Origin of the sequence: Sphingomonas sp., assembly GCA_019635535.1 — a bacterium.
GTDB lineage: Bacteria > Pseudomonadota > Alphaproteobacteria > Sphingomonadales > Sphingomonadaceae > Allosphingosinicella.
Window position 1 is genome coordinate 768,201 of record JAHBZH010000001.1, and the last position, 21,093, is coordinate 789,293.

At 67.4% G+C, this 21,093-nt stretch carries 18 protein-coding genes and 1 tRNA gene; 10 read left to right on the forward strand and 9 right to left on the reverse strand.

Going from position 1 to position 21,093, the window contains the following annotated elements; translation table 11 throughout:
- Positions 1 to 3: 3 nt before the first annotated feature.
- From KF780_03950 to KF780_03960, 3 genes are read left to right on the forward strand one after another with little or no spacing between them, the layout of a single operon-like run.
- On the forward strand, positions 4 to 1,500 hold the full coding sequence (locus tag KF780_03950; GenBank protein MBX3560948.1) for a CoA-acylating methylmalonate-semialdehyde dehydrogenase: 1,497 nt from the start codon (positions 4 to 6) through the stop codon (positions 1,498 to 1,500).
- A gap of 34 nt (positions 1,501 to 1,534) precedes the next feature.
- A complete protein-coding gene (locus tag KF780_03955) occupies positions 1,535 to 2,305 on the forward strand; it encodes an inositol monophosphatase (GenBank protein MBX3560949.1) in 771 nt (256 codons plus the stop codon).
- Complete coding sequence (locus KF780_03960; GenBank protein MBX3560950.1) at positions 2,305 to 3,555, forward strand: histidine-type phosphatase; 1,251 nt, start codon at positions 2,305 to 2,307, stop codon at positions 3,553 to 3,555. The genes KF780_03955 and KF780_03960 overlap by 1 nt, the downstream gene beginning before the upstream one ends.
- Here KF780_03960 and KF780_03965 read toward each other — a convergent pair.
- The 3 genes from KF780_03965 to KF780_03975 are packed head-to-tail and all read right to left on the reverse strand — an operon-like array spanning position 3,509 to position 5,856.
- On the reverse strand, positions 3,509 to 4,852 hold the full coding sequence (locus KF780_03965) for a sensor histidine kinase (protein MBX3560951.1): 1,344 nt from the start codon (positions 4,850 to 4,852) through the stop codon (positions 3,509 to 3,511). The two genes, KF780_03960 and KF780_03965, sit on opposite strands and share 47 nt — an antisense overlap.
- Complete coding sequence (locus KF780_03970; GenBank protein ID MBX3560952.1) at positions 4,849 to 5,511, reverse strand: response regulator transcription factor; 663 nt, start codon at positions 5,509 to 5,511, stop codon at positions 4,849 to 4,851. The genes KF780_03965 and KF780_03970 overlap by 4 nt, the downstream gene beginning before the upstream one ends.
- Positions 5,512 to 5,856 carry a PepSY domain-containing protein gene (locus KF780_03975; protein ID MBX3560953.1) on the reverse strand — a complete coding sequence of 115 codons (345 nt, stop codon included), beginning with the start codon at positions 5,854 to 5,856 and terminating at the stop codon, positions 5,512 to 5,514.
- 104 nt (positions 5,857 to 5,960) lie between these two features.
- Between KF780_03975 and KF780_03980 the strand changes: the two genes are divergently transcribed.
- On the forward strand, positions 5,961 to 7,949 hold the full coding sequence (locus KF780_03980; GenBank protein MBX3560954.1) for a hypothetical protein: 1,989 nt from the start codon (positions 5,961 to 5,963) through the stop codon (positions 7,947 to 7,949).
- Between the two features lie 2 nt (positions 7,950 to 7,951).
- On the opposite strand, the gene KF780_03985 is transcribed toward KF780_03980, so the two are convergent.
- The 3 genes from KF780_03985 to KF780_03995 are packed head-to-tail and all read right to left on the reverse strand — an operon-like array spanning position 7,952 to position 13,274.
- Positions 7,952 to 9,379, reverse strand: a complete 1,428-nt coding sequence (locus KF780_03985) for an alkaline phosphatase D family protein (protein MBX3560955.1) — start codon at positions 9,377 to 9,379, stop codon at positions 7,952 to 7,954.
- A gap of 28 nt (positions 9,380 to 9,407) precedes the next feature.
- Positions 9,408 to 10,754: an MFS transporter gene (locus KF780_03990; GenBank protein MBX3560956.1), complete on the reverse strand. Its 1,347-nt coding sequence runs from the start codon at positions 10,752 to 10,754 to the stop codon at positions 9,408 to 9,410.
- A 45-nt stretch (positions 10,755 to 10,799) separates the two neighbouring features.
- A complete protein-coding gene (locus KF780_03995) occupies positions 10,800 to 13,274 on the reverse strand; it encodes a TonB-dependent receptor (GenBank protein ID MBX3560957.1) in 2,475 nt (824 codons plus the stop codon).
- Positions 13,275 to 13,515: 241 nt separating this feature from the next.
- Between KF780_03995 and KF780_04000 the strand changes: the two genes are divergently transcribed.
- The gene (locus tag KF780_04000; GenBank protein MBX3560958.1) at positions 13,516 to 15,609 is read left to right on the forward strand and encodes a phytase; all 2,094 of its coding nucleotides are present in this window, start codon (positions 13,516 to 13,518) and stop codon (positions 15,607 to 15,609) included.
- A gap of 416 nt (positions 15,610 to 16,025) precedes the next feature.
- Here the strand turns inward: KF780_04000 and KF780_04005 are convergent, their stop codons facing one another.
- Positions 16,026 to 16,742, reverse strand: coding sequence for an IS6 family transposase (locus tag KF780_04005; GenBank protein MBX3560959.1), 717 nt, complete (start codon positions 16,740 to 16,742; stop codon positions 16,026 to 16,028).
- A 66-nt stretch (positions 16,743 to 16,808) separates the two neighbouring features.
- On the opposite strand from KF780_04005, the gene KF780_04010 reads away from it, so the two are divergent.
- The gene (locus KF780_04010; GenBank protein ID MBX3560960.1) at positions 16,809 to 17,060 is read left to right on the forward strand and encodes a DUF2924 domain-containing protein; all 252 of its coding nucleotides are present in this window, start codon (positions 16,809 to 16,811) and stop codon (positions 17,058 to 17,060) included.
- Complete coding sequence (locus KF780_04015) at positions 17,057 to 18,622, forward strand: recombinase family protein (GenBank protein MBX3560961.1); 1,566 nt, start codon at positions 17,057 to 17,059, stop codon at positions 18,620 to 18,622. The genes KF780_04010 and KF780_04015 overlap by 4 nt, the downstream gene beginning before the upstream one ends.
- A 370-nt stretch (positions 18,623 to 18,992) precedes the next feature.
- On the opposite strand, the gene KF780_04020 is transcribed toward KF780_04015, so the two are convergent.
- Both KF780_04020 and KF780_04025 read right to left on the reverse strand, forming a co-directional pair.
- Positions 18,993 to 19,083: transfer RNA gene (locus KF780_04020), tRNA-Ser, on the reverse strand.
- A gap of 41 nt (positions 19,084 to 19,124) precedes the next feature.
- Entirely contained in the window at positions 19,125 to 19,421 is a 297-nt protein-coding gene (locus KF780_04025; GenBank protein MBX3560962.1) for a 4a-hydroxytetrahydrobiopterin dehydratase, read from the reverse strand.
- 41 nt (positions 19,422 to 19,462) lie between these two features.
- Between KF780_04025 and KF780_04030 the strand changes: the two genes are divergently transcribed.
- Genes KF780_04030 through KF780_04040 form a run of 3 tightly spaced genes read left to right on the forward strand, consistent with a single transcriptional unit; the run spans position 19,463 to position 21,062 of the window.
- A complete protein-coding gene (locus KF780_04030) occupies positions 19,463 to 19,864 on the forward strand; it encodes a metallopeptidase family protein (GenBank protein ID MBX3560963.1) in 402 nt (133 codons plus the stop codon).
- Positions 19,861 to 20,424: a heme ABC exporter ATP-binding protein CcmA gene (gene ccmA, locus KF780_04035; GenBank protein MBX3560964.1), complete on the forward strand. Its 564-nt coding sequence runs from the start codon at positions 19,861 to 19,863 to the stop codon at positions 20,422 to 20,424. The genes KF780_04030 and ccmA overlap by 4 nt, the downstream gene beginning before the upstream one ends.
- Entirely contained in the window at positions 20,421 to 21,062 is a 642-nt protein-coding gene (locus KF780_04040) for a heme exporter protein CcmB (GenBank protein MBX3560965.1), read from the forward strand. The genes ccmA and KF780_04040 overlap by 4 nt, the downstream gene beginning before the upstream one ends.
- Positions 21,063 to 21,093 lie beyond the last annotated feature (31 nt).

A 21,093-nucleotide genomic window follows, 5' to 3' on the forward strand; every position in this document is an offset into this window, starting at 1 on the left:
GAGATGCGCGTCATCGATCATTTCATCGCCGGCCATTGCCAAGCCGGGGGCAATCGGCGCGGCGATGTGTTCGATCCCAATAATGGCGGCATCCAGGCCAGCGTCCGCTTCGGCACGGCGATCGAACTGGAGCGGGCGGTCGCCGCCGCCGCCGCCGCCCAGCCGGCCTGGGCGGCGACCAATCCGCAGCGCCGCGCGCGGGTCATGTTCAACTTCAAGGCGCTGGTCGAAGCCAACATGGCCGATCTCGCCCTCTTGCTTTCGTCCGAGCACGGCAAGGTGATCTCCGATGCCAAGGGCGACATTCAGCGCGGTCTCGACGTCATCGAGTTCGCCTGTGGCATCCCGCATGCGTCGAAGGGTGAATATAGCCAGGCTGCGGGACCCGGCATCGACGTCTATTCAATGCGCCAGCCGCTTGGCGTTGTGGCCGGGATCACGCCCTTCAATTTCCCGGCGATGATCCCGATGTGGATGTTCGGCGTCGCCATCGTCGCGGGCAACGCCTTCATTCTAAAGCCCTCGGAGCGCGATCCTTCCGTTCCCGTGCGCTTGGCCGAGTTGATGCGGGAGGCCGGACTGCCCGATGGCATCCTCCAGGTCGTCCATGGCGACAAGGAGATGGTCGACGCCATCCTCGATCATGACGGAATCAAGGCGGTCAGCTTCGTCGGATCGAGCGACATCGCCCATTATGTTTACAAGCGGGGCGTCGCAGCCGGGAAACGGGTGCAGGCGATGGGCGGAGCCAAGAATCACGGCATCGTCATGCCCGACGCGGATCTGGATCAGGTCGTTCAGGATCTGGCCGGCGCAGCGTTCGGCTCGGCGGGTGAACGCTGCATGGCGCTTCCGGTCGTGGTGCCGGTTGGCGCCGCGACGGCGGACCGGCTGCGTGAGAAGCTCGTCCCGGCGATCGCTGCTTTGCGGGTCGGGGTGTCGACGGATGCCGACGCCCATTACGGACCCGTCGTCAATGCGGCGCACAAGAAGCGCGTCGAGGCTTACATTCAAATGGGGGTCGATGAAGGCGCGGAGCTCGTCGTCGATGGGCGGGGCTTCAGCCTGCAGGGCCATGAAGAAGGCTATTTCATCGGCCCTACCCTTTTCGACCGCGTGACGCCGCAGATGCAAAGCTACCGGGATGAGATTTTCGGGCCCGTGCTGCAGATCGTTCGCGCCGAAAGCTTCGAGGATGCGATAGGTCTTTCCAACGCGCATCAATATGGCAATGGCGCCGCGATCTTCACCCGCAACGGTCATGCCGCCCGCGAGTTCGCGCAGCGGGTCGAGGCCGGCATGGTCGGCATCAACGTGCCGATCCCGGTGCCCGTCGCTTATTACAGTTTCGGTGGTTGGAAGCGCTCCGGTTTTGGCGATGCCAATCAGCATGGCATGGAAGGGCTCCGCTTCTGGACCAAGGTGAAGACCGTGACCCAACGCTGGCCCGATGGCTCGGCGTCCGGGGAGAACAGCTTTGTCATACCGACCATGGCCTGAGCAGGTGGCCGAACCTTCAGTTCATCTGGCGACGATGCTCGAGGCGGCACGCGTCGCGGGCGAGGGATTGCGCGAGGATTTCCTGCGCATCGGTGCGCTCAACATCCGCCACAAGGCTGGCTTGGCGGATCCGTTCAGCGAGGCTGATCTGCGCGCCGAGGCGACGGTCCGCGACACCCTGGCCGCCGCCTTTCCCGACTATGGCTTTCTCGGCGAGGAGGGCGGCGTGATCGAGGGGGCGGACAAAAGCCATATGTGGATCGTCGATCCGCTCGACGGCACCGCCAACTTCCTGACCGGCAGCCCCTTCTTCGCGGTCAATATCGCGCTTGCCCGCGACGGCGAGGTGATTGCCGGCGTGACCCACGTGCCGATGCTGGGCGAGACCTTTCGCGCGGAGAAGGGCCAAGGCGCCTTCCTCAACGATGCGCCGATCCGGGTGTCGCCACGCACGGAGATGATCCAGGCGGTGCTCGGCGTCGGCATTCCCTTCGCGGGGAAACCGCGACACGAACAATTCTACGCCGAGATGGAGCGGCTGACGCCGCGAGTGACCGGCATCCGCCGCCTTGGCGCGGGCGCGATCGACATGGCCTGGGTCGCCTGCGGCCGCTTCGATGCTTATTGGGAACAGAGCGTCAGCGCCTGGGACATGGCGGCCGGGGTCGCGATCGTCACCGAAGCGGGCGGCGTCGTAACAGGGACGGAAGGCCAGACGCTCGATCTGATGGGCGGCACCGTGCTCGCTTCGACACCGCAGCTTCATGGCGCCTTGCTGGAGGCGCTGCGGCCGGTGGCGGCTTGATGCGGATTGCACTGGCCTTCGTCCTGCTGGCCGGACTGCTCTCGCCAGCACAAGCCCAACCCACCACCGATGGCCTCCAGCTTGAGCGCGTCGTCTTCCTGATGCGCCATGGCATCCGGCCGCCGACCCGCGATCCCTCGCTGGGCGAAAATTATGCCCGCGATCCCTGGCCCGCTTGGCCGGTCGATTTCGGCCTGATGACCCCGCGCGGTGCCGCCGGCATCCGCCTGCTCGCCGAGGCCGACCGCGCTGACTATATCCGGCGCGGCCTATTGCCCGCCGAGGGGTGCCTGCCCGCCGGATCGATCCTTGCGGAATCCTCCGCGAAGTCCCGCGCGATCCGCACCGGCGAAGCCTATGTCGCGGCGCTGCTGCCCGGCTGCGGCATCGCGGTGATCCATCCCGAGCGCGAGGGGCCGGAGGACATCATGTTCCACCCGCTCGATGCGGGGCCGGCCGATTTCGACGGTGCGGCGGCGCTCAGCGAAACCCTGGCGGCAGTCGCGCCGCAAAGCATGGCGGTGGAATCCACACGCTGGCGTGACCAGATCGCATTGCTCGACCGCGTCCTCGGCTGCTGCATGGCGGCGGTCTGCGCAGCCAACCGGGCGCCCTCGCCCTGCACGCTCGCCGACATTCCCAGCGGCCTCAGAGGCAATCCGCACGACCGCCCCGACCTGACTGGGCCCTTGTCGATCGGTTCGACCGCCAGCCAGACCTTCCTGCTCGAATATCTCGAAGGCAAGCCGTTGTCGGAAGTCGGCTGGGGCCGGATCGACCGCGACCAGATCGAAGCCCTGCTCGCGATCAACGTCGCCAAATTCCACTATGAGAATGCCTCGCCCTCCGTGCTGCGCCGCGCCGCCGGCCCGCTCGCCACGCGGATGGCAGAAGCGCTGTCGGCCGATGGCGGTCAGCGTTTCACCCTGCTCTTCGGGCACGACACCAACATCGCCGATGTCGGCCGCCTGCTCGGCCTCGCATGGCGCGTGCCGAGCTATCCCGCGGGCGCGGTGCCGCCCGGCGGCGCGCTCGGCTTCGAACTGCTGCGCGACGCGGAAGGGCGGCGCTTCGTGCGCGCCTTCTTCCGCGCTCAGACGATGGATCAGCTCCGCAACCAGCAGGCGCTCGATCCGGCTGCACCGGGCTATCGCAGCTACCTCGATATCCCCGGCTGCGCGACGCCGTGCATGATCGAGAACTTTACGGCGCTGGTGCACGCGCGGCTGGCCAGCGCAGCTCGACCCTGAGCCCGCCCAGCGACGCGCGGGACAGGCTGAGAGTACCGCCCGTCGCTTCGGCAATCTCTTGCGCGATGGCGAGACCGAGGCCCTGCCCGCCGCGCTCGTCCAGCCGCTTGCCTCGGGCCAGTGCGTCGGCGACTAGCTCGGGCGCGATGCCGGGGCCGTCATCCTCCACCGCGACCACGGCCACCTCGTCTTCCTCCACCCCCACAAACCGGACCTGCCGCGCCGCGTAGCGGACGGCATTGTCAGCGACGCTGCCCAACAGCTCGGTCAGATCTTCCGTCGCAAGCGGAGCGCGCAGCTCGTCAGCTATATCGACATCCAGCACCAGCCGCTCACCGGCCTCGGTCCGTTCCAGCACCGAGACCAGCTGTTCGACAACCGCGCGAACCTCGGCCCGCGCGGACGGATCGTGCCGGACGGCGGCGATGCGCGAGCGGGCCAGTTCGCCGTCGACGACCGCCTTCATCGCATCCAGCGCCTTTTCGATGCCGGACGCCGCCTCGCCGTCGGCGCGGCGAAGTTGCGCCGCCGCGGCCGCCAGCGGCGTCTTGAGCCCGTGGGCGAGATCGGCCGCGCGGCGTCGAGCGCGCCGCAGATCCTCTTCGCGCGCGTCGGCGAGGCTGTTGATCGCGTCGGTGAGCGGACGCACCTCGCTTACCGTCTCGGCAATGAGACGTTCCGACGGGTTCTCCTGCAAGCGTCCAAGTTGTTCGCGAATTCGCCCGAGCGGGCGCAGACCGAGATGAACCTGCAACCACGCCGCTGCCGACAAGACCAGCCAGAGCGCGGCCAGAAACATCGCCAGCTCGCGGCCGAACTCGGCGCGGGCGGTAGCAAGCGCCGTGGCATCCTGCGCCACTTGAACGAGCACCGGTCCGGCGGCCCGGTCCGGAATGACCGTGCGCTCGAGGTAGATCAGGCGGGGCTCATAGGGTCCGGGCCCGATCCGGACGTGCCAGTCCCGGCTCGAATGGATGGGCGGCGGCGCCAGCGCCTGATCCCAGAGGGAGGGCGAGCGCACCTGGTTACGACGGGCGCTGGCCTGCCAGTAGAGGCCGCTGACCGGCGTCTGGAAACGCGCATCGGTGGGTGGCTGATTGACCGAGAGGCGTCCGTCGGGCGCGACGGCGATGCCAGCGACGATCCTGATCGCGTCCTGCTCCAGCTCGGCCGCGAGCCGCCGCTCCAGATGGCGGTCGAACAGGAGCAGCATCAGCCCCCAGGCGAGCAGCAGGGCAAGGAAGATCGCCACGGCGGCGCCGAGCAGCAGGCGCCAGCGCAGCGACCGGACGATCACGCTTTGCCCTCCAGCACGTAGCCGAACCCGCGTCGCGTCGCGATCAGGCCCGCGCCGAATTTGCGGCGGAGGCGGGCGACCAGCGCCTCGATCGCGTTGGCGTCGTTGAGCCCTTCCGTCCCGTAGAGATGGTCGGCGAGTTCACCGGACGACACGGCACGGCCGTCCTGATGCGCAAGATAGTCGAGCAGCCGGAATTCGAGCGGCGAGAGGCGGAGCGGCGTGCCGTTGAGGTCGGCGGCCATGCGGCCGCTGTCGATGCGCAGCGCCCCGACCGTCGCGGCGCTGCTCGCGCGTCCGCCCGCCCGGCGCAGGACGCCGCGTACCCGCGCGATCAGCTCGGCCATCTTGAACGGCTTGCCGAGATAATCGTCGGCGCCGGCTTCGATCCCCTCGACCTTCTCGGTCCAGTCGCCGCGCGCGGAGATGACGATCACCGGAAAGAAGCGGCCGGCGGCGCGCCAGCGCTTCAGGACCGACAGGCCGTCAAGCCGGGGCAGGCCGAGATCGAGCAGGGCGACGTCATAATCCTCGACATCGCCGCGATACCAGGCGTCCTCGCCCTCGACCGCGATATCGACGATGAAGCCGGCCCCCTCCAGCGCGGCGCGCAGGTCGCGGGCGACATCGGGTTCATCCTCGACGACCAGTGCCCGCAATCAATCCTCCTCGATGCGGCGGATCCGCCCGGTGCGTGCGTCGATCTTGACCTCGATCACGCGGCCATTGGCGGTCAGTACCTTGATCTCATATTCGATTCGGCGGCCGTCGTCGTCATCGTCGAGTTCGATTTCGATGACGTGTCCGGGCACGCGCTGCTGGACGATCGGCAGGATGCGCGAGATCGGCAGGATCTCGCCGCGCTGCACGGCCGCACGGGCATGGTCATGGTCCCCCGGTCGCAGCGTGCCGGCGGCGGCCGGGGCAGTTGCGACGACGGCAAGGCCGGCGGGGATGGCGAAGGCCGCGAGGGCGGCGGCGATGAGGGCGGGTTTGTGTGTCATGCCGTCCAGATAAGCCGGCTTGCCTGACACGCCGCTGACACGCGCTGACGGATTGCTGTCAGCCCGCTTCGCCTAGGCCTGCACCCCGACAATAGGGGATGAATATGCCGGGTTTCAGGATTGCACTGCGCACCATGCTGATGGCGTCGGCGCTGGCCGGCGGGGCGGCGGCGCAGGCGCAGGGCGGCGTGATCGCTTTCCCGGCGGCGCATTTCGCCGAGGCGCGCCCGGCCGATGCCTATGACATGATCCGACGCCTGCCCGGCTTCACCCTGATCGAGGGCGACGAAGATGTGCGCGGGCTTGCCGGTGCGCGCGGCAACGTCCTGTTCAACGGCCGCGCCCCGTCCGGCAAGCAGGAAAGCCTTGCCGCGCTGCTCCGCCGTATCCCCGCCGCGTCGGTGGAACGGATCGAGCTGATCCGGGGCGGCGCCGGCGGCATCGACATGGCCGGCTATGACGTGGTCGCCAATGTCGTGCGGGTACAGGCGAGCCGCGCGCGCGCGGCGATCGAGGCGGGGGCCGCAACGGCCTCCGACGGAAACGTCAGGCCGAACCTCAGCATCGAAGGATCGCGTCAGTCCGGGGCCACCCGGATCGAAGGCGCGCTGGCGCTGACCACCGAGGTCGACGACGATTCCGGGCACGGCACGATTGTCGAGACCGACGCCGACGGGGCCGTGACCGGCGTCGAGCAGCGCCGGGCCTGGGAGGTCGAGCGCGTCCTTTCGGCGAGCGGCGAATATCAGACCGCTCTGGCGGGCGGCGAGATCACCGCCAACGCCAATGTCGGGCGCGAACGCACGACCGAGGCGGTGCTGTCCGATGGCGAGCTTTCGGCCGAGCGCGAGACGTTGTGGCGCGGCGAGATCGGCGGACGTTATGTGCGCGATGCCGGCGGCGGGCGGATCGAGGCGGTGATCCTGCAACGGGCCGGCTGGCTGCGCGGGGTGGCGGAGCAGGAGGATGAGCGGTTCAGCGAAGCGACGAACACGCGCGAGAGCATTGCGCGGGTCGACTATCGCCGCGAGCGCGGCCGCCTCTCGTTCAATGCCGGCATCGAAGGCGCGCTCAATCGCCTGGACAGCGCCGCCGCGCTCGAACAGGGCGGCGTGACATTGCCCCTGCCGGGCTCGGCCGTGGAGGTGAGCGAGCGCCGCGCCGAGGCGGTGGCGGGCCTGTCGTGGCGTCCGCGCACCGGGCTGACGATCGAGCCGTCGCTGCGGACCGAGCTTTCGTCGATCCGCGCGGAGGGCGATCTCGCGGCGCAACATCTCTCGTTCCTCTACTGGAAGCCGCGGCTGGCGGCGTCGCTGTCGCGCGGATCGAGCCAGGTCCGGCTTGTCGTCGAGCGCAGCGTCGGCCAGCTCGACTTCAACGATTTCGTCGCCTCCGCGTCGCTGGACCGCGGCGAGGTGAGCGCTGGCGCCGCGGCGCTGCGCCCGCCCCGGACCTGGAGCGCGGCGGCGACGTTCGAGCAGCGTTTCTGGGAGGATGGCGCGCTGATCCTCAGCTATCGTTATGAGCGGATCGACGACGTCATCGATCGCGTCGCGGTGGTCAGCGACGATGGCATTTTCGATGCGGTCGGCAATATCGGCCGCGGCACGCGCCATGTCGGCCGTGCCGAGCTGACCCTGCCGTTTGCCCGCCTTGGCCTGCCGGGCCTGCAATTGCGCGGCGCGCTGACCCTGCTGCACAGCCGCGTCACCGATCCGGAGACCGGCCAGCGGCGGATCATTTCCAAGGACCGCCCGGTCGAGGGTGAGATCGGCATCGTCCACGATCTGCCCGGCGGGCGGTGGAGCTGGGGCGCCGATCTTTCGCTCGCCCATCGCGAGAGCCAGTTCCGCTTCGATCAGGTCCGCACCGAGCGCAAGGGCATCGCGCTTGGCGTCTATGTGGAATTCCGCCCGGCCGCTGCCTGGCGGCTGCGGCTGGAGGCGGCGAACCTGACCGGGCGCACCCTCAGCGAAGTGCGCGAGGATCATGACGGCCCCCGCGCGCTCGGCCCGGTGCAATCGCTGGAGACGCTGCGGATCGATACGACGCCGATCTTCATGTTCAGCGTGCGGCGGTCTTTCGGGGGCTGAATTCAGCGCGGGTCGAACCCGTAATAGCCGCACCCGGCGCGGTGGCGCTCGAGCCGGCGCAGCTCGTCGGGGTCGGCGAGCCGGTCCCAGCTTTGGACACCGTTCCTGAGATCGGCCGGGGTCAGCACCAGCGGATCCCAGACCGGCGCGCCGAGCGCGTCGTGCAGCGTGTAGGTCAGGCGCGGCGTCCGCCCCATTTCAAAGCGCATCATCCCGACATTGACGCTGCGCGACCAGGTGTCGCGGATGCGCATTTCGGGCACCTGGCGCAGCTGCTTCACCGCCGGCATCTGGGCGAGCGGGGAGCTGCCGAGATCGTACATGTCATAGCCGCCCTCGGCCGAGCGCGGGATGCAGTTCAGTTCGCCCATGTGGGAATCGCCGGAGATGCAGACGACGCCTTCGATGCCGCGATCACGGATGAAATCGAAAATCTCGTCGCGCTCGTGCATGTAGACGGCCCAGCTGTCGCCGCCCTCCTCGCGCTCCGCCGACGACCAGCCGCCGCCGGAGACGAGGATCTTGAACGGCGCCCGGCTGCGCTGGAGCTCGGCCTTCAGCCAGGCTTTCTGTGCCGCGCCGAGCATCGTCTTGGCGGGCGTGTCGGGGGCATCGGACGGATCGCGATGATAGCGGCCGTCGAGGATGAAGAAATCGACGCCGCCATAGCTCTGCTTGCACCAGATGCCGGGCGCCCCGTCGGAGCCGTAGGCGGGGTTCGCCCAATAGCTTTTGAACAGGCGCAGCGACTCCGCCTTGGCCGGGCTCAGGCCATCGGAATTGTTGAAGCCGAAATCGTGATCGTCCCAGGTGGCGAGCTGCGGCGTCGAGCGGAGCAGCGGCTCCAGCGAGGCGACGACGCGCTGGCGGCTGTAGAGATCGGACAGCGCCTGCGCCTGATCGCTGTCGGCGTAGATATTGTCGCCCAGCCACAGGAACATGTCCGGTTCGAGCTGGCGCACGACATCGAAGATGCGCTGATCGCGATCGAACTGGATGCGGCAGCACGAGCCGAAGGCGACGCGGAAATCGGCGCGGCCCTGCGGCGCGGTGCGGGTGCGGTGGGGCAAGGGCTGGTGGCGATCGAGGATGCCGTCATAAAGCAGCCGGTAATAATAGGTCTGGCCGGGCCGCAGCCCGTCCTGGCGCAGCGTGACGCAGAAATCCTCCTCGGCCCGCGCCATGGCGGAAACGCCGCGGACGGCATCGGTGAAGTCGCGGTCGGTCGCATATTCGAGCTGGACCGGAAAGGCGCCGCTGGCCCGTGCCCAGATGGTGATATGGTTCGGCCCCGGCGCCCCGACCATCGGCCCGGCCAGCGAACGGGGGTAGCCGAGCGTTTCGGCAAGGCCGCGCGGGGCGAGCGACAGCAGGACGGAGGCGAGGCCGCTCTGGAGGAGCAGACGTCGCCGGATGGGCCATGGAGTCATGCCGAACCCTTTCTCAATGTCCCAAAGCTCAATCCCGAAGTTTCGTCCGCCACAGGGTCGCGGCCAGCAGGGTAGAGAGCACCGAGCAGCCGATCCAGAACCAGATCGCCGGCCCGAAATCATAGATTCGGGTGCCATCGACCATCGTCGTGCCGCGCTCGATCAGGATGCCCGACACCTGCTCCTGGATGCCGGCGCCGATATAGGAGAAGACGCCGATCACCCCCATGGCGGCGCCAGCCACGCGCTTGGGCGCGATATCGACGGCGAAGAGCCCGCCCAGCGAGGTGACGAGACCGGTCAGGCCCATGCCGAAGAGCAGCATGCCCACGGACAGGCTCACAATGCCGGCGGGCCCGAAGAAAATGATCACCAGCCCGATCACCTCGATTATCCCGAACAACAGGTTGGCGGGTGGACGGCGTGCGGAAAAGAGCTTGTCGGAAATGAACCCGAAGGCGACCGCGCCGACGATACCGGCCAGCGTGCTCAGCATCAGCATGGTGCCCGCCGCCGGCAGGCTGAAGCCGCGCGCCTCCTGGAGATAGAGGATGCCCCAGCTGTTGATCGCATAGCGGGTGACGTAGGTCAGCGCGCTGGCCAGCGCGAGCACCCAGATCGCCGGGATCTTCAGGATCGAGAATTGCAGGCCGAGGACGGAGGAGGCGCTGGCCTTCGGCCCCTCCTCGTAGAAATCCTGCTTCCATTCGTTGACGCTGGGCAGGCCCATCGTCTGCGGCCGGTCGCGCAGCAGCCACCAGGCGCCGATCGCGGTGACGACGCCGATCAGGCCCGGGCCCCAGAAGCCCCAGCGCCAGCCGGCGACGGCGACGAGCGTGCCGACGACGAGGAAGGTCAGCCCCTCGCCGATCGAATGGGCGGTGCTCCAGATGCCGTAGGTCCGGCCGCGCTCGCGGTTGGAGAACCAGGCGGTCATCGCCACCACCCCGCCGGGCGCGCCGAAGCTCTGGAACCAGCCGTTCAACCCCCAGATGACCGCCGCAGCGATGACCGTGCCGGTAAAGCCCATGGCGATGTTGCACAAAGCGGTGAGCAGGAAGGCGGCGGTGAGGAAGCGCCGCATGTTGGCATGGTCGGCGAGGAAGCCGTTGGTCAGCTTGCCGATCGCATAGGTGTAGAACAAGGCCGAGCCGATGAAGCCAAGCTCGGCGGCGGTGAAGATGCCCTCGTCGATGAGCGGCTTCTTCACCACGCCGAGCGCGAGGCGGCAGGTGTAGATGAGGCCGTAGCCGAGCGTGATCGCGATCATCACCCGGATGCGGTGGCGCCGGAACAGGGCGTCCACCGCGGCGGTGTCGGTCAACGGCGGCGCATCCCGGCCGGTCGCGAAGAAACGGCCGAGAGTTCCGATCATATCCGCACCTCGCTTGCCTGCCGGATCACCCGCGCCGCGCCGCCGCTACAGCCGGAACTGGATGCCGCCCCGCACAGAATAGCCGTAACGCTCGATCTCATCGAGCCGCCGCGGCACACCCTGATAGAAGCGGTTGGGCGCGTCGTTGAGGTTGGAGCCTTCCACGAAGATGTTGATGTTGCGCGTGATGTCATAGCCGATGCGCGCGTCCCACTGGTGGAAATTGGCGACGTACATGTCGGTATCGGGGTCCTCGCCAAGCTCCAGCAGATAAGCCGAGCGATAGGTATAGGCGACCCGCGCGGACAGGCCGAACTTCTCGAAGGCGAGATAGGCCGACGCCACCCGGTCGGACTGGCTGGCGAGCCGCAGCCGCTCGTCGGGGCGGCCGGGAATGCCGTTCGCCCGGCTGCGCACGAAGGTCAGGCTGCCGCCGATGCTGAACCCGTCGAGCGGGGAGGGGAGGAAGGACAGCTCGTACTGGGCGTTGAACTCGATGCCCCGGACGGTGGCGCTGTCGGCGTTGACCGGGCGCGTCACCTGGGCGTCGACGAGCGCCTGGCCGGCGAAGGTGCCGCTTTCCTCGGTCGTCGCGCTGAAGATCGGGTTGCTGATGTCCTTGTAGAAGGCGGCGACGCTGACGATGCCGCGCCGGCCGATATAATATTCGGCGGAAACGTCGAGGTTGGTCGATCCCAGCGGGCGCAGCGCCGGATTGCCCAGCTCGACCTCGTTGTCCTCGGTGTTGACCACGGTGGTGGGCGCGAGCTGCTCGTAGTTCGGGCGGCCGATCGCGCGGGTGATCGCCGCGCGCAGCACCAGGTTGCGGGCGGCGTTGAGGCGCAGGTTGAGGCCGGGGAACCAGTCCGTATAGCTCTGCGATCCGAACGTGTCGTAGCCGCGATCGAGATCGGCGAGCGTATAGGTGTCGAGCACCGCGGTCGCGGCATAGTCGCTCTTGGTATGCTCGACGCGCACGCCGGGAATGACGGTGAGGTTGCCGAAGCGCAATGTCGCCATCGCATAGCCGGCGATGATCCGCTCGTTGATCCGGTAGTCCGCCGCCAGGCTGTCGCCGACCGTGCCCGCGACATCGACCTCGAAATCGTTGATGTTGCTGCGGAAGAAGCTGTCGGCGACGCTGCGGCTCACGGTCGGGCCGAACGGGAAGCGGGTGCCGTAGATGCTGGCGATCGGCGCGCCGAGCACGTCGGCGAGGGTCAGATCGCCATCATAGCCGTCGTAGACGGTCGCGTTCTCGTCGTTGGTCTTGTTGCGGTCGGTGAGCTTGAGACCGAACTGGAGCGTCGAATCGTCGCCGATGCCGATCGGGGTGCGGAAATCGATCCGCGCCTGCCACAGGGTCTCCTGCGCGCGCCGGCTTTCGTAGCTGGTCTCGTCGAACTCGTAATTGGCCGGATCGAAGGCGGCGGGATCGGAGAAGAATTGCGGGATCGATCCGGAGAGGTCGTAGCGGCCGCTCAGTTCCTCCGCCTCGAATTTCCATTCGTCGCGGTTGGGATCGCGCTTGCGGGCGCGGGTGTAGCTGCCCTCGATGCGCAGCCAGCTCGGCCCCAGGTCGAACTCGCCGCCGATCGAGGCGGTGATGGTGTTTGAATTCTCGGAGCGGCTGCGCAGCGCGCGGGTGCCGTCCGCCTCGGCGAAGTTGCCGCTGGTGGCGGTCTGGTTGGTGATCTCGTCCTCGTCCAGCTCGACGCCGAAGCCGGGGCGGGCCTCCGAATCGTTGAAGCGCGAATAGAGGAGGCGCGCGAAGGTGCGCACGTCGTCGTTCGGCCGCCAGTCGAGGTTGAGGACGGCGCCATAGCGTTCGCGCCGGGTCTGGTACTGGCGCAGCGTCTGCTCCAGCGGCAGCTCGAAACCGTTCACCTCTTCCCAGCTTCCGCCCGACTGGATGTTCTGCGGGGCGATGAAGCGGCGGGAATAATTGCCGGCGATGACGATGCCGAACTGGCGGCCGGGACCGAAGCGGGTGCCGAGCGAGCCGTCGAACTCATACGGATTGCCGTCGGCGATCTGGTTGTAGCCATAGGCGCCGCGCAGGCTGCCGAAGGTGCGCGGGCGATCGAAAGCGGTGACCGTCTCGATGTTCGCGGAGCCGGCGATGGCGTTGGCGTCGAGATCGGGGGTCAGCGTCTTGACGACGGTGACCGCGCCGACCAGCGCGGAGGGGATGTCGTCCAGTTTGACCTGGCGCGCGTCCGGTTCCGGCGCCGCCGCGGTCTGGCCATTGAGAGTGACGTTCAGCAGGTCCGGCGAGACGCCACGCACGGTGAGGTAACGGCCTTCGCCCTGGTCGTTCTGGACGCTGATGCCGGGCAGGCGGCGCACCGTCTCCGCGACATTCTGGTCGGGCAGGCGGCCGATATCGTCGGCGCGCACCTGGTTGACCTGGTTGTCCGCCTCGCGCTGCGCATCGATCGCGGCGCGGTCGGCAGCGCGACGGCCGGTTATGACGATGTCCTCGTCGCCCGGCTGGCCTGCACCGTCCTGGGCGAACACAGCAGCCGGTGACAAAAAGCAGGATGTGACGAGCAAAAGCTTGAGAACGGATTTGCGGCCGCGGACCATGGGTTCCCTCCCCTGTGAAAGCCTCGACTTTGATCGCCGATGTGACTCGTTCCAGGCGATCATATGAACAGAAATTCCATAATGCAACAAAATTGGAATTACCCTTGCAAGATTTGGCCGGCATCCCTACCGATAAGGCCGTTCAGACCCGATTTTCGGAGGAGAGGCCATTATGACACCCCCCCGGCCACGCACCATCCGGCTCGCCGCTAGCGGCCTGCTGTTACAGATTTCGGTCATCGCGGCCTCTGCGGCGACGCAGGCCCAGGCACAGGCTCCCGGGTCGGTTGAGACCTCCGCCGTTACCGCGACGATCGCCTCCGAACCGGTCGCGCAGGGTGAGCCCAATATGGGCGTGATCGCCGCCGATCCGGCCGCGTCGGGCGGGGCGCGAATCATCGGAACGGGCGAGATGGGCGGCCTGGAGCTTTACGACCTGGCCGGCCGCCGGACCGGCACGGTCGCGGCCGGCGAAGCGGTGGGCCTCGATATTCGCGCGGGCATCCCGTTCGGCAATGGCACCGCGACGATCGTCGCTTCGACGGACGTCACCACCAACCTGCTCCGCCTTTATGCCCTGGAGAATGGCAGCCTGCGCGAAATCACGGCGCGCGCCATCGAACTCGGCTTCGCGGCGGAGGGCGTCTGTCTTCATCGCAGTTCGCATGACGGGGCTCTCTATGCCTTCGTCGTCGGCGATGGCGGCGAGGTCGAACAGATGATGCTGTTCGCCACACCGGACGGCCGGATGGACGCGCGGCGGGTGCGGCCCTTGCCGTTGCCCTCGCCGGTCACCCATTGCGTCGCCGACGATCGCAGCGGCGACGTCTATGTCTCGCACGAGGCGGCTGGCATCTGGCGCTTCGACGCCAATCCGGAGGCGGATGCCGCGCCTGCGCTGATCGACGCGGTGCGCCTGGGCAATATTGGCGAGGAGGTGAGCGGCCTGGCGCTTTATGACGGGGGCGAGGGTGCGCGCTGGCTGATCGCGTCGGATGTCGCCGCCGGACGGTTGCTCGTCTACGATCGGAGCAACGATCATCGCTTCGCCGGGGCCGTCGCCCTGCGCGCGCCGGATGGCGGCGAGATCGAGGAGGCTGGTGGCCTCTACGGCACCAGCGCGCCGCTCGGCGCCGCGTTGCCTGCGGGCGGTCTGCTCGTCTCAAATGAAGGCGGCCGAAATTATAGCCTGTTCGGCTTCGATCGGATCGCCACCGCGCTCGGGATCAATGCGGGGACGCCGCAGGGCGTCGCCCAACCCTCGGCGCCGCCTTTCCCCGCCGTCCGCGCGCGGGTCGAGACGGTGCGGGTGCCCTCCCATGGAGACGCCGCCGACGATCCGGCGATCTGGGTCAATCCGGACGATCCCGCCGCCAGCCTGGTGATCGGCACCAACAAGCGCGCCGGCCTCCACGTCTACAACATGCGCGGCGAGGAGCTTTATTTCGCGCAGGACGGCAAGATGAACAATGTCGACCTGCGCGGCGGCTTCCGGCTCGGCGGGCGCGACGTGGTGCTGGTGACGGCGGGCAACCGGACGACGCTGGGCGTCTCGATCTACACGCTCGACACGGCGACCGGGCGGCTGACCGACGTCGCCGACGGGGTGCAGGCGAGCGGCCTCTCCGATCCCTATGGTTCGTGCATGTACCGCAGCCGTTCGGGCCGCACCTATCTGTTCCTCGGCGATCCCGACGGGCTGGTGCGTCAGTGGGAGCTGGTCGCCACCCCGGCCGGCCGGGTCAGCCTCCGCCAGGTGCGCGACATCCGCTTCGGCAGCCAGACCGAGGGCTGCGTCGCCGACGACGAGACCGGCGTCCTCTATGTGGCGGAGGAGGATGTCGGCCTGTGGCGCCTCAATGCCGAGCCGCGCGGGGCGGAGCAGCGCCGCTCGATCGACACGGTCGCCGGCAATCCCCATATCCGCGACGACCTGGAGGGCGTCGGCATTTACGATCTGGGTAGCGGCCGCGGCTATCTCGTCGTTTCGAGTCAAGGCAACGACAGCTATGCGGTCTATCGCCGCGAAGGAAACCAGGAGTATCTCGGCTCCTTCATCGTCGTCGCCGACGGTGCCGCGGGCATCGACGGCATTTCCGAAACGGACGGCCTGGAGGTCACCAGCCGCAACCTCGGTCCAGGCTTCGAGCATGGCGGTATGGTTGCGCAGGACGGCCGCAACGTCCTTCCCGCCGAGACCCAGAATTTCAAGATCGTCTCATGGACCGACATCGCCGCCGCACTGAATCTGGAAATGCGGCGGTGACGGACGTCGCTCTTCGTCTCCGCGCCACCTGAAACATCCGGAACAGGCGCCAGGCCAAACCAAAAGGACGCGACTCCCCCGAACGATCCGGGGCTCCTCGCAATGGTGAAAGGGGTACTGTCAGACCAATGTGGCAGTGTCCGGGCGGCGCTGGTAGTCAGCACGGATGAGCCGCCGATCGAGGGCCAACTCAAGCCGTGGTTGTGAGTGCGATATCCAATTCTTGGATCATCGCTTCGCGCATTCGGAACTTCTGGACCTTGCCGGTCACCGTCATCGGATAGGCGGCCACCAGACGGACGTGCCGAGGAATCTTCTGGTGGGAGATTTGCCCTTCGCAAAAGCGCCGAATGGGTGCTGTCAGTCTAATGCGAACTTGTCTCTGATGGTCGCACCTTTGGTTCGAAGGATGGGATTCAGCCGGCAACGGCCCGCCATTCGGCGAACGCTGCGGCACGGCGCTGTTTGAAGGTCTGACGATCGACGAGATGGCGTTCGAGGTTGAAGTGGTTGTGGACGTTGGCATGGACCGAAGCGAACATCTGTAACGATTTCATTCGCCGAAATCTGAGCATCGCACGCTCGCGTCGTCGGAACGGCAAGTGGCTATTCTCAGCCCGATTGTTGAGCCACTGGCCCATCTCGCGACGGTGGGTATTGCCCAAGTCACGCATGGCCGCCGGATAGGACCGCAGCCCATCGGTGACGATGGCCTCAGGGCGACCATGACGCTTCAGCGCCTTCTTCATGAAGGTCAGCGCAGCGGCTTTGTCCCTGGTCCTGGTGACGAAACTCTCGAGCACCTCACCCTCGTGATCAACGGCGCGCCAGAGGTACACCATCTCGCCGTTCAACTTCACAAACATCTCATCCAGGTGCCAGCGCCAGTGACGGAAGCCACGCATCCGCGAAACACGCTGACCCCGGATCTCGCTCGCGAACATCGGGCCGAACCGATTCCACCAGAAACGCACGGTCTCATGGCAAAGATCGATGCCACGCTCGAACAGCAGATCCTCCACGTTCCGAAGCGACAGCGGAAAGCGCACGTACATCAGCACCACCAGGCGGATCACCTCGGGTGACGAGTTGAAATACCGGAACGGGCTAGCTCGCTTGCGGGGACGTGGCATCCCACCCTGCTAAATCGGTGTCGTTACCGATCGGTGCATTTGCTCTGACAGACCCAGGCCGACGCCATGGGCGGCCTCGATCCGCAGACCCGCAAGACACTCGGCCGCCGCGGGCCCGTCCAGGCCGAAGGCCTCGAGCTTGGCCCCGGCGCGCGGCTGACCCGCATGTGGCAAGGACGCAAGATCGAGGTGATCGTCGAGGATGCCGGGTTCCGCTGGGAGGAGCGGCTCTATCCAAGCCTGTCAGCTCTCGCCACCGCCATTGCCGGAACCCGGTGGAACGGACCCCGGTTCTTCGGACTGCGGGGCAGCGTATGAAGCCACCGGCAAGGCGCTGTGCGCTCTATACGCGCAAAAGCTCCGAGGAAGGGCTCGATCAGGCGTTCAACAGCCTCGACGCCCAGCGCGAGGCCTGCGCGGCTTATGTCACCAGTCAGAGTGGCGAAGGCTGGCGGTCCCTGTCCGATCCATATGATGACGGGGGCTATTCGGGCGGATCGATGGAGCGGCCCGCGCTAAAGCGCCTTCTCTCCGACATCGCATCGGGCAAGATCGATATCGTGGTCGTCTACAAGATCGACCGGCTGACCCGCAGCCTTGCCGACTTTGCGCGCATGGTCGAGCTGTTCGACCGGCACGAGGTGAGTTTCGTCAGTGTCACCCAGGCGTTCAACACCACCAGCAGCATGGGCAGGCTGACCCTCAACGTGCTGCTCTCGTTCGCCCAGTTCGAGCGCGAGGTGACCGGCGAGCGCATCCGCGACAAGATCGCCGCCTCCAAGGCCAAAGGCATGTGGATGGGGGGCGTACCGCCCATGGGCTACGATCTCCCGATCGACCAAAGCCGGACGCTGGTGGTCAACCCGGCCGAAGCGCAGATCGTGCGCACCATGTTCGAGACCTATTTGCAGCTCGGCACGGTCCGTGCGCTCGAGACCTGGCTGGCCAGCAACAATATCCGTTCGCGCCGGCGCACCACCCGTTCGGGCCGCGCGGTCGGCGGGGCGCCGTTCAGCCGCGGAGCCCTGTTCCATCTGCTGCGCAACCGCATCTATCTGGGTCAGATCGTCCACAAGACCAAAGCCTATCCGGCCGCCCATGTCCCGATCGTCAGCCCGGACCTGTTCGACAAGGTCCAGGCGCTGCTGGATGGCAATGCCGCGCCGCGCAGCAGCACAGGGACATCCGGGAACGCGCAGCTGACCGGGCGCCTGTTCGACGCGCAAGGTCATCCGATGTCGCCGACCACCGCGCGCGGCAAGTCCGGCAAGACCTATCGATACTATGTGTCGGCCCCACTGCAACAAGGGCGGGGTAAAGCCGACCCGGATACCATTGGTCGCGTCTCCGGCCCTGCACTGGAGGCTAGTGTCTCCAAGATCCTGCGCAGGGTTGCGCCAACCAATAGTCCGGAACCGTGGTCACATCTGAAACGGGTCGAAGTTCACACGCAGATGCTCGAACTGCACCTTCCACTGCGCTGGCTGGCCCATGCCCGCTCCAGGTTGCTGGACGGCGAACTGATTGTCCAGGATACCGACCGCGCCCGACTGACAGTACCGATCCAGCTGCAGACCCGCGGCGGACGCACCCGCATCGCAGCTGGTCCACCCGGCGTGCAGCGCGATCCCGTTCTGATCCGGGCGCTGCGTCTGGCGCACCGGCTCATCATCACCGATCGCGCTGGAGATCCGATCGTCGAGGCCGCACCGGCCACGCCCTATCATCGCCGGATCATCCGGCTGGCCTTCCTCGCCCCCGACATCCAGCGCGCCATCCTTGCCGGGCGCCAACCGCCCGGACTCACTCTCGAACAGATCTCGCGCGGCGATATCCCCGTCTCATGGCACGCCCAGAAGCACATGTTCGGGTTCGTCTGAGGCGATGCCGAACATCCTTTCCGCCCTGTTATGCCGATTTAGCTTCCCTGTTCTGGAGATGAACAGGAACGGGCATTTTTAAATACACAACCCTCTGACTCGGCAGGATAATTTACCGAAGGGCAGCCGCACACCCCAGAGATATCCCCTGATATCGGGCGGAATCTTGAGAAAAATCCCTGTTAATCGCGAATAACAGGGAAACTGACCCGATGTGCACGACGCCAGAGACTGCCGCCCAAAATCTCCCCGAATCCGTCGCTGAACAGGCCAGTATTACGAGCCATGTGTCGGAATGACGCCATATAAGCCCCTGTTCTCCGAGCATTGGCGGAGGGCTCCGTGACAAGAGACTAGTGTGCGGGGTGTATGGCGGAGCGGGAGGGATTCGAACCCTCGATACGGTTTTGCCGTATACTCACTTTCCAGGCGAGCGCCTTCGACCACTCGGCCACCGCTCCGCATCTCCTGGCAGGCCGCCTCCTCTAGAGGGCGCGTTCGCCTAGAGCAAGCGGCTCGCGATGGCGTCGATCCGTTTGGCCAAAGCGACGTCCTTTTCGGTCACGCCGCCATCGCTGTGGGTGGTGAGCAGGATGTCCACCTTGTTCCACACATTCGACCATTCGGGATGGTGATCCGCCTTCTCGGCTTCCAGCGCCACCCGGGCCATGAAGCCGAAGGCCGCGCCGAAATCGGGGAATTTCAGGCTGCGCACGATGCCGTTCCGCCTGGCGTCGTAGCTCCAGCCCGTCAGCTCCGCCAAAGCCGCATCCCGCGCCGCCGCGCTCAGCACGCCCATGCCTCTTCCTCCTTCCCGTCCGGCGCTCTATGTCCGCATCCATGGCACAGGGTCAAACCCACGCGCCCGATGCGGTCGCGATCGAGCGGCTGGCCGAGGCGGCGATCGCTTCATTGCCGGCGGAGTTCCGCCGCCATCTCGACGGCGTCGTGCTGCGCGTCGAGGAGTTCGCGGACGAGGAGGTGCTGGCCTCCTTCGGCATGGAGGATCCGTTCGAGCTGACCGGCCTCTATTCCGGCCGCTCGCTCGACCAGCGGAGCAGCTGGGTGTCCGGCGAGCTGCCGCCGATGATCCATCTCTATCGCCGCCCGCTGCTCGACGAATGGGTCGATACCGGCGTCGCGCTGGAGGCGCTCATCACTCATGTCATCGTCCACGAGGTCGGCCACCATTTCGGCTTCTCCGACGACGACATGCACGCCATCGAGGACGCGGCGGATTGACCGGCGCGGCCCTGCTCGCGCTTGAGGATGTGACCGTCCGGCGCGGCGGGCGCGTGCTCGTCGCGGGGCTGAGCCTACGGCTCGGGCCGGGCGAGGCGGCTTTGCTCACCGGCCCCAACGGCGTCGGCAAGTCCAGCCTGATCCGCGTCGCCGCCGGCCTGCTCGCCCCCGCCGCCGGAACGGTGGAGGCCGCGCCCGCCGCTCTGGCCGACGAGCGCCTCGCGCTGGACGCGCGGCTGACGCTGGCCCGCGCGCTCGGCTTCTGGGCCGCTCTGGACGGCGCCGCGCCCGCGCTCGACGCGCTCGGCATCGCCCATCTCGCCGATGTGCCGGTGCGGATGCTCTCCACCGGCCAGCGCAGGCGCGCCGCGCTCGCCCGTGTGGTCGCCAGCGGCGCGCGGCTCTGGCTGCTCGACGAACCCGCCAACGGTCTCGACACGGACGGGCAGGCGCATCTCGCCGCCGCCATCGCCGCGCACCGCCTGGCCGGCGGCGCAATCCTCGCCGCGACGCACCAGCCGCTCGGGCTGGACGACGCGGCGACGGTGGCGCTCGGATGATCGCGCTGATCGCCCGCGAATTGCGCCTCGCCGCGACCGGAGGCACCGCTTTGCTCCCGCTCGTCTTCTTCCTGCTGGTCGCGACGCTCTTTCCCTTCGCGGTCGGGCCGGACGGGCCGCTGCTGGCGCGCACCGGCGGCGGCGCGCTCTGGATGGCGGCGCTGCTGGCCGCGCTCCTGCCGGTCGATCGCCTGGTCGCGCCGGACCTCGATTCGGGCACCCTCGATCAGCTCGCGCTGCGCGGGATGAGCGAGGAAGCGGTGGCGGTCGCCAAGCTCGCCGGCCACTGGCTGAGCTTCGGTCCGCTTTTGATGATCGCCGCTTTGCCCGCTTCGGCCCTGCTGAAGCTGCCGGCGGACGTGCTGTGGCGGCTCGAACTCGGCCTGCTGATCGGCACGCCCGGCCTCGCCGCCCTCACCCTCGGCGTCTCCGCGCTTACCGCCGGCCTGCGCCGTGGCGGCGCGCTCGCCGGCCTGCTGATCCTGCCGCTCGCCGTGCCGCTGCTGATCTTCGGCGCGGGCCTCATCGAGCGCGGCAACGACGCGGGCGCGCTGCAATTGCTGGGTGCGACGTCGCTGCTGCTCGTGGCCGGCGCGCCCTTCGTGGCCGGCGCGGCGATTCGGGCCTCACGGGACTGAATCAACCGTCATTGCGAGCGTAGCGAAGCAA

Bases quoted from the DNA above. Each gene is read 5' to 3' on its own strand.
- KF780_03950 (MBX3560948.1), top strand. From the start codon at position 4: ATGCGCGTCATCGATCATTTCATCGCCGGCCATTGCCAAGCCGGGGGC.
- KF780_03955 (MBX3560949.1), top strand. From the start codon at position 1,535: ATGCTCGAGGCGGCACGCGTCGCGGGCGAGGGATTGCGCGAGGATTTC.
- KF780_03960 (MBX3560950.1), top strand. From the start codon at position 2,305: ATGCGGATTGCACTGGCCTTCGTCCTGCTGGCCGGACTGCTCTCGCCA.
- KF780_03975 (MBX3560953.1), bottom strand. From the start codon at position 5,856: ATGACACACAAACCCGCCCTCATCGCCGCCGCCCTCGCGGCCTTCGCC.
- KF780_03980 (MBX3560954.1), top strand. From the start codon at position 5,961: ATGCCGGGTTTCAGGATTGCACTGCGCACCATGCTGATGGCGTCGGCG.
- KF780_03985 (MBX3560955.1), bottom strand. From the start codon at position 9,379: ATGACTCCATGGCCCATCCGGCGACGTCTGCTCCTCCAGAGCGGCCTC.
- KF780_03990 (MBX3560956.1), bottom strand. From the start codon at position 10,754: ATGATCGGAACTCTCGGCCGTTTCTTCGCGACCGGCCGGGATGCGCCG.
- KF780_04000 (MBX3560958.1), top strand. From the start codon at position 13,516: ATGACACCCCCCCGGCCACGCACCATCCGGCTCGCCGCTAGCGGCCTG.
- KF780_04005 (MBX3560959.1), bottom strand. From the start codon at position 16,742: ATGCCACGTCCCCGCAAGCGAGCTAGCCCGTTCCGGTATTTCAACTCG.
- KF780_04010 (MBX3560960.1), top strand. From the start codon at position 16,809: ATGGGCGGCCTCGATCCGCAGACCCGCAAGACACTCGGCCGCCGCGGG.
- KF780_04015 (MBX3560961.1), top strand. From the start codon at position 17,057: ATGAAGCCACCGGCAAGGCGCTGTGCGCTCTATACGCGCAAAAGCTCC.
- KF780_04025 (MBX3560962.1), bottom strand. From the start codon at position 19,421: ATGGGCGTGCTGAGCGCGGCGGCGCGGGATGCGGCTTTGGCGGAGCTG.
- KF780_04030 (MBX3560963.1), top strand. From the start codon at position 19,463: ATGGCACAGGGTCAAACCCACGCGCCCGATGCGGTCGCGATCGAGCGG.
- KF780_04040 (MBX3560965.1), top strand. From the start codon at position 20,421: ATGATCGCGCTGATCGCCCGCGAATTGCGCCTCGCCGCGACCGGAGGC.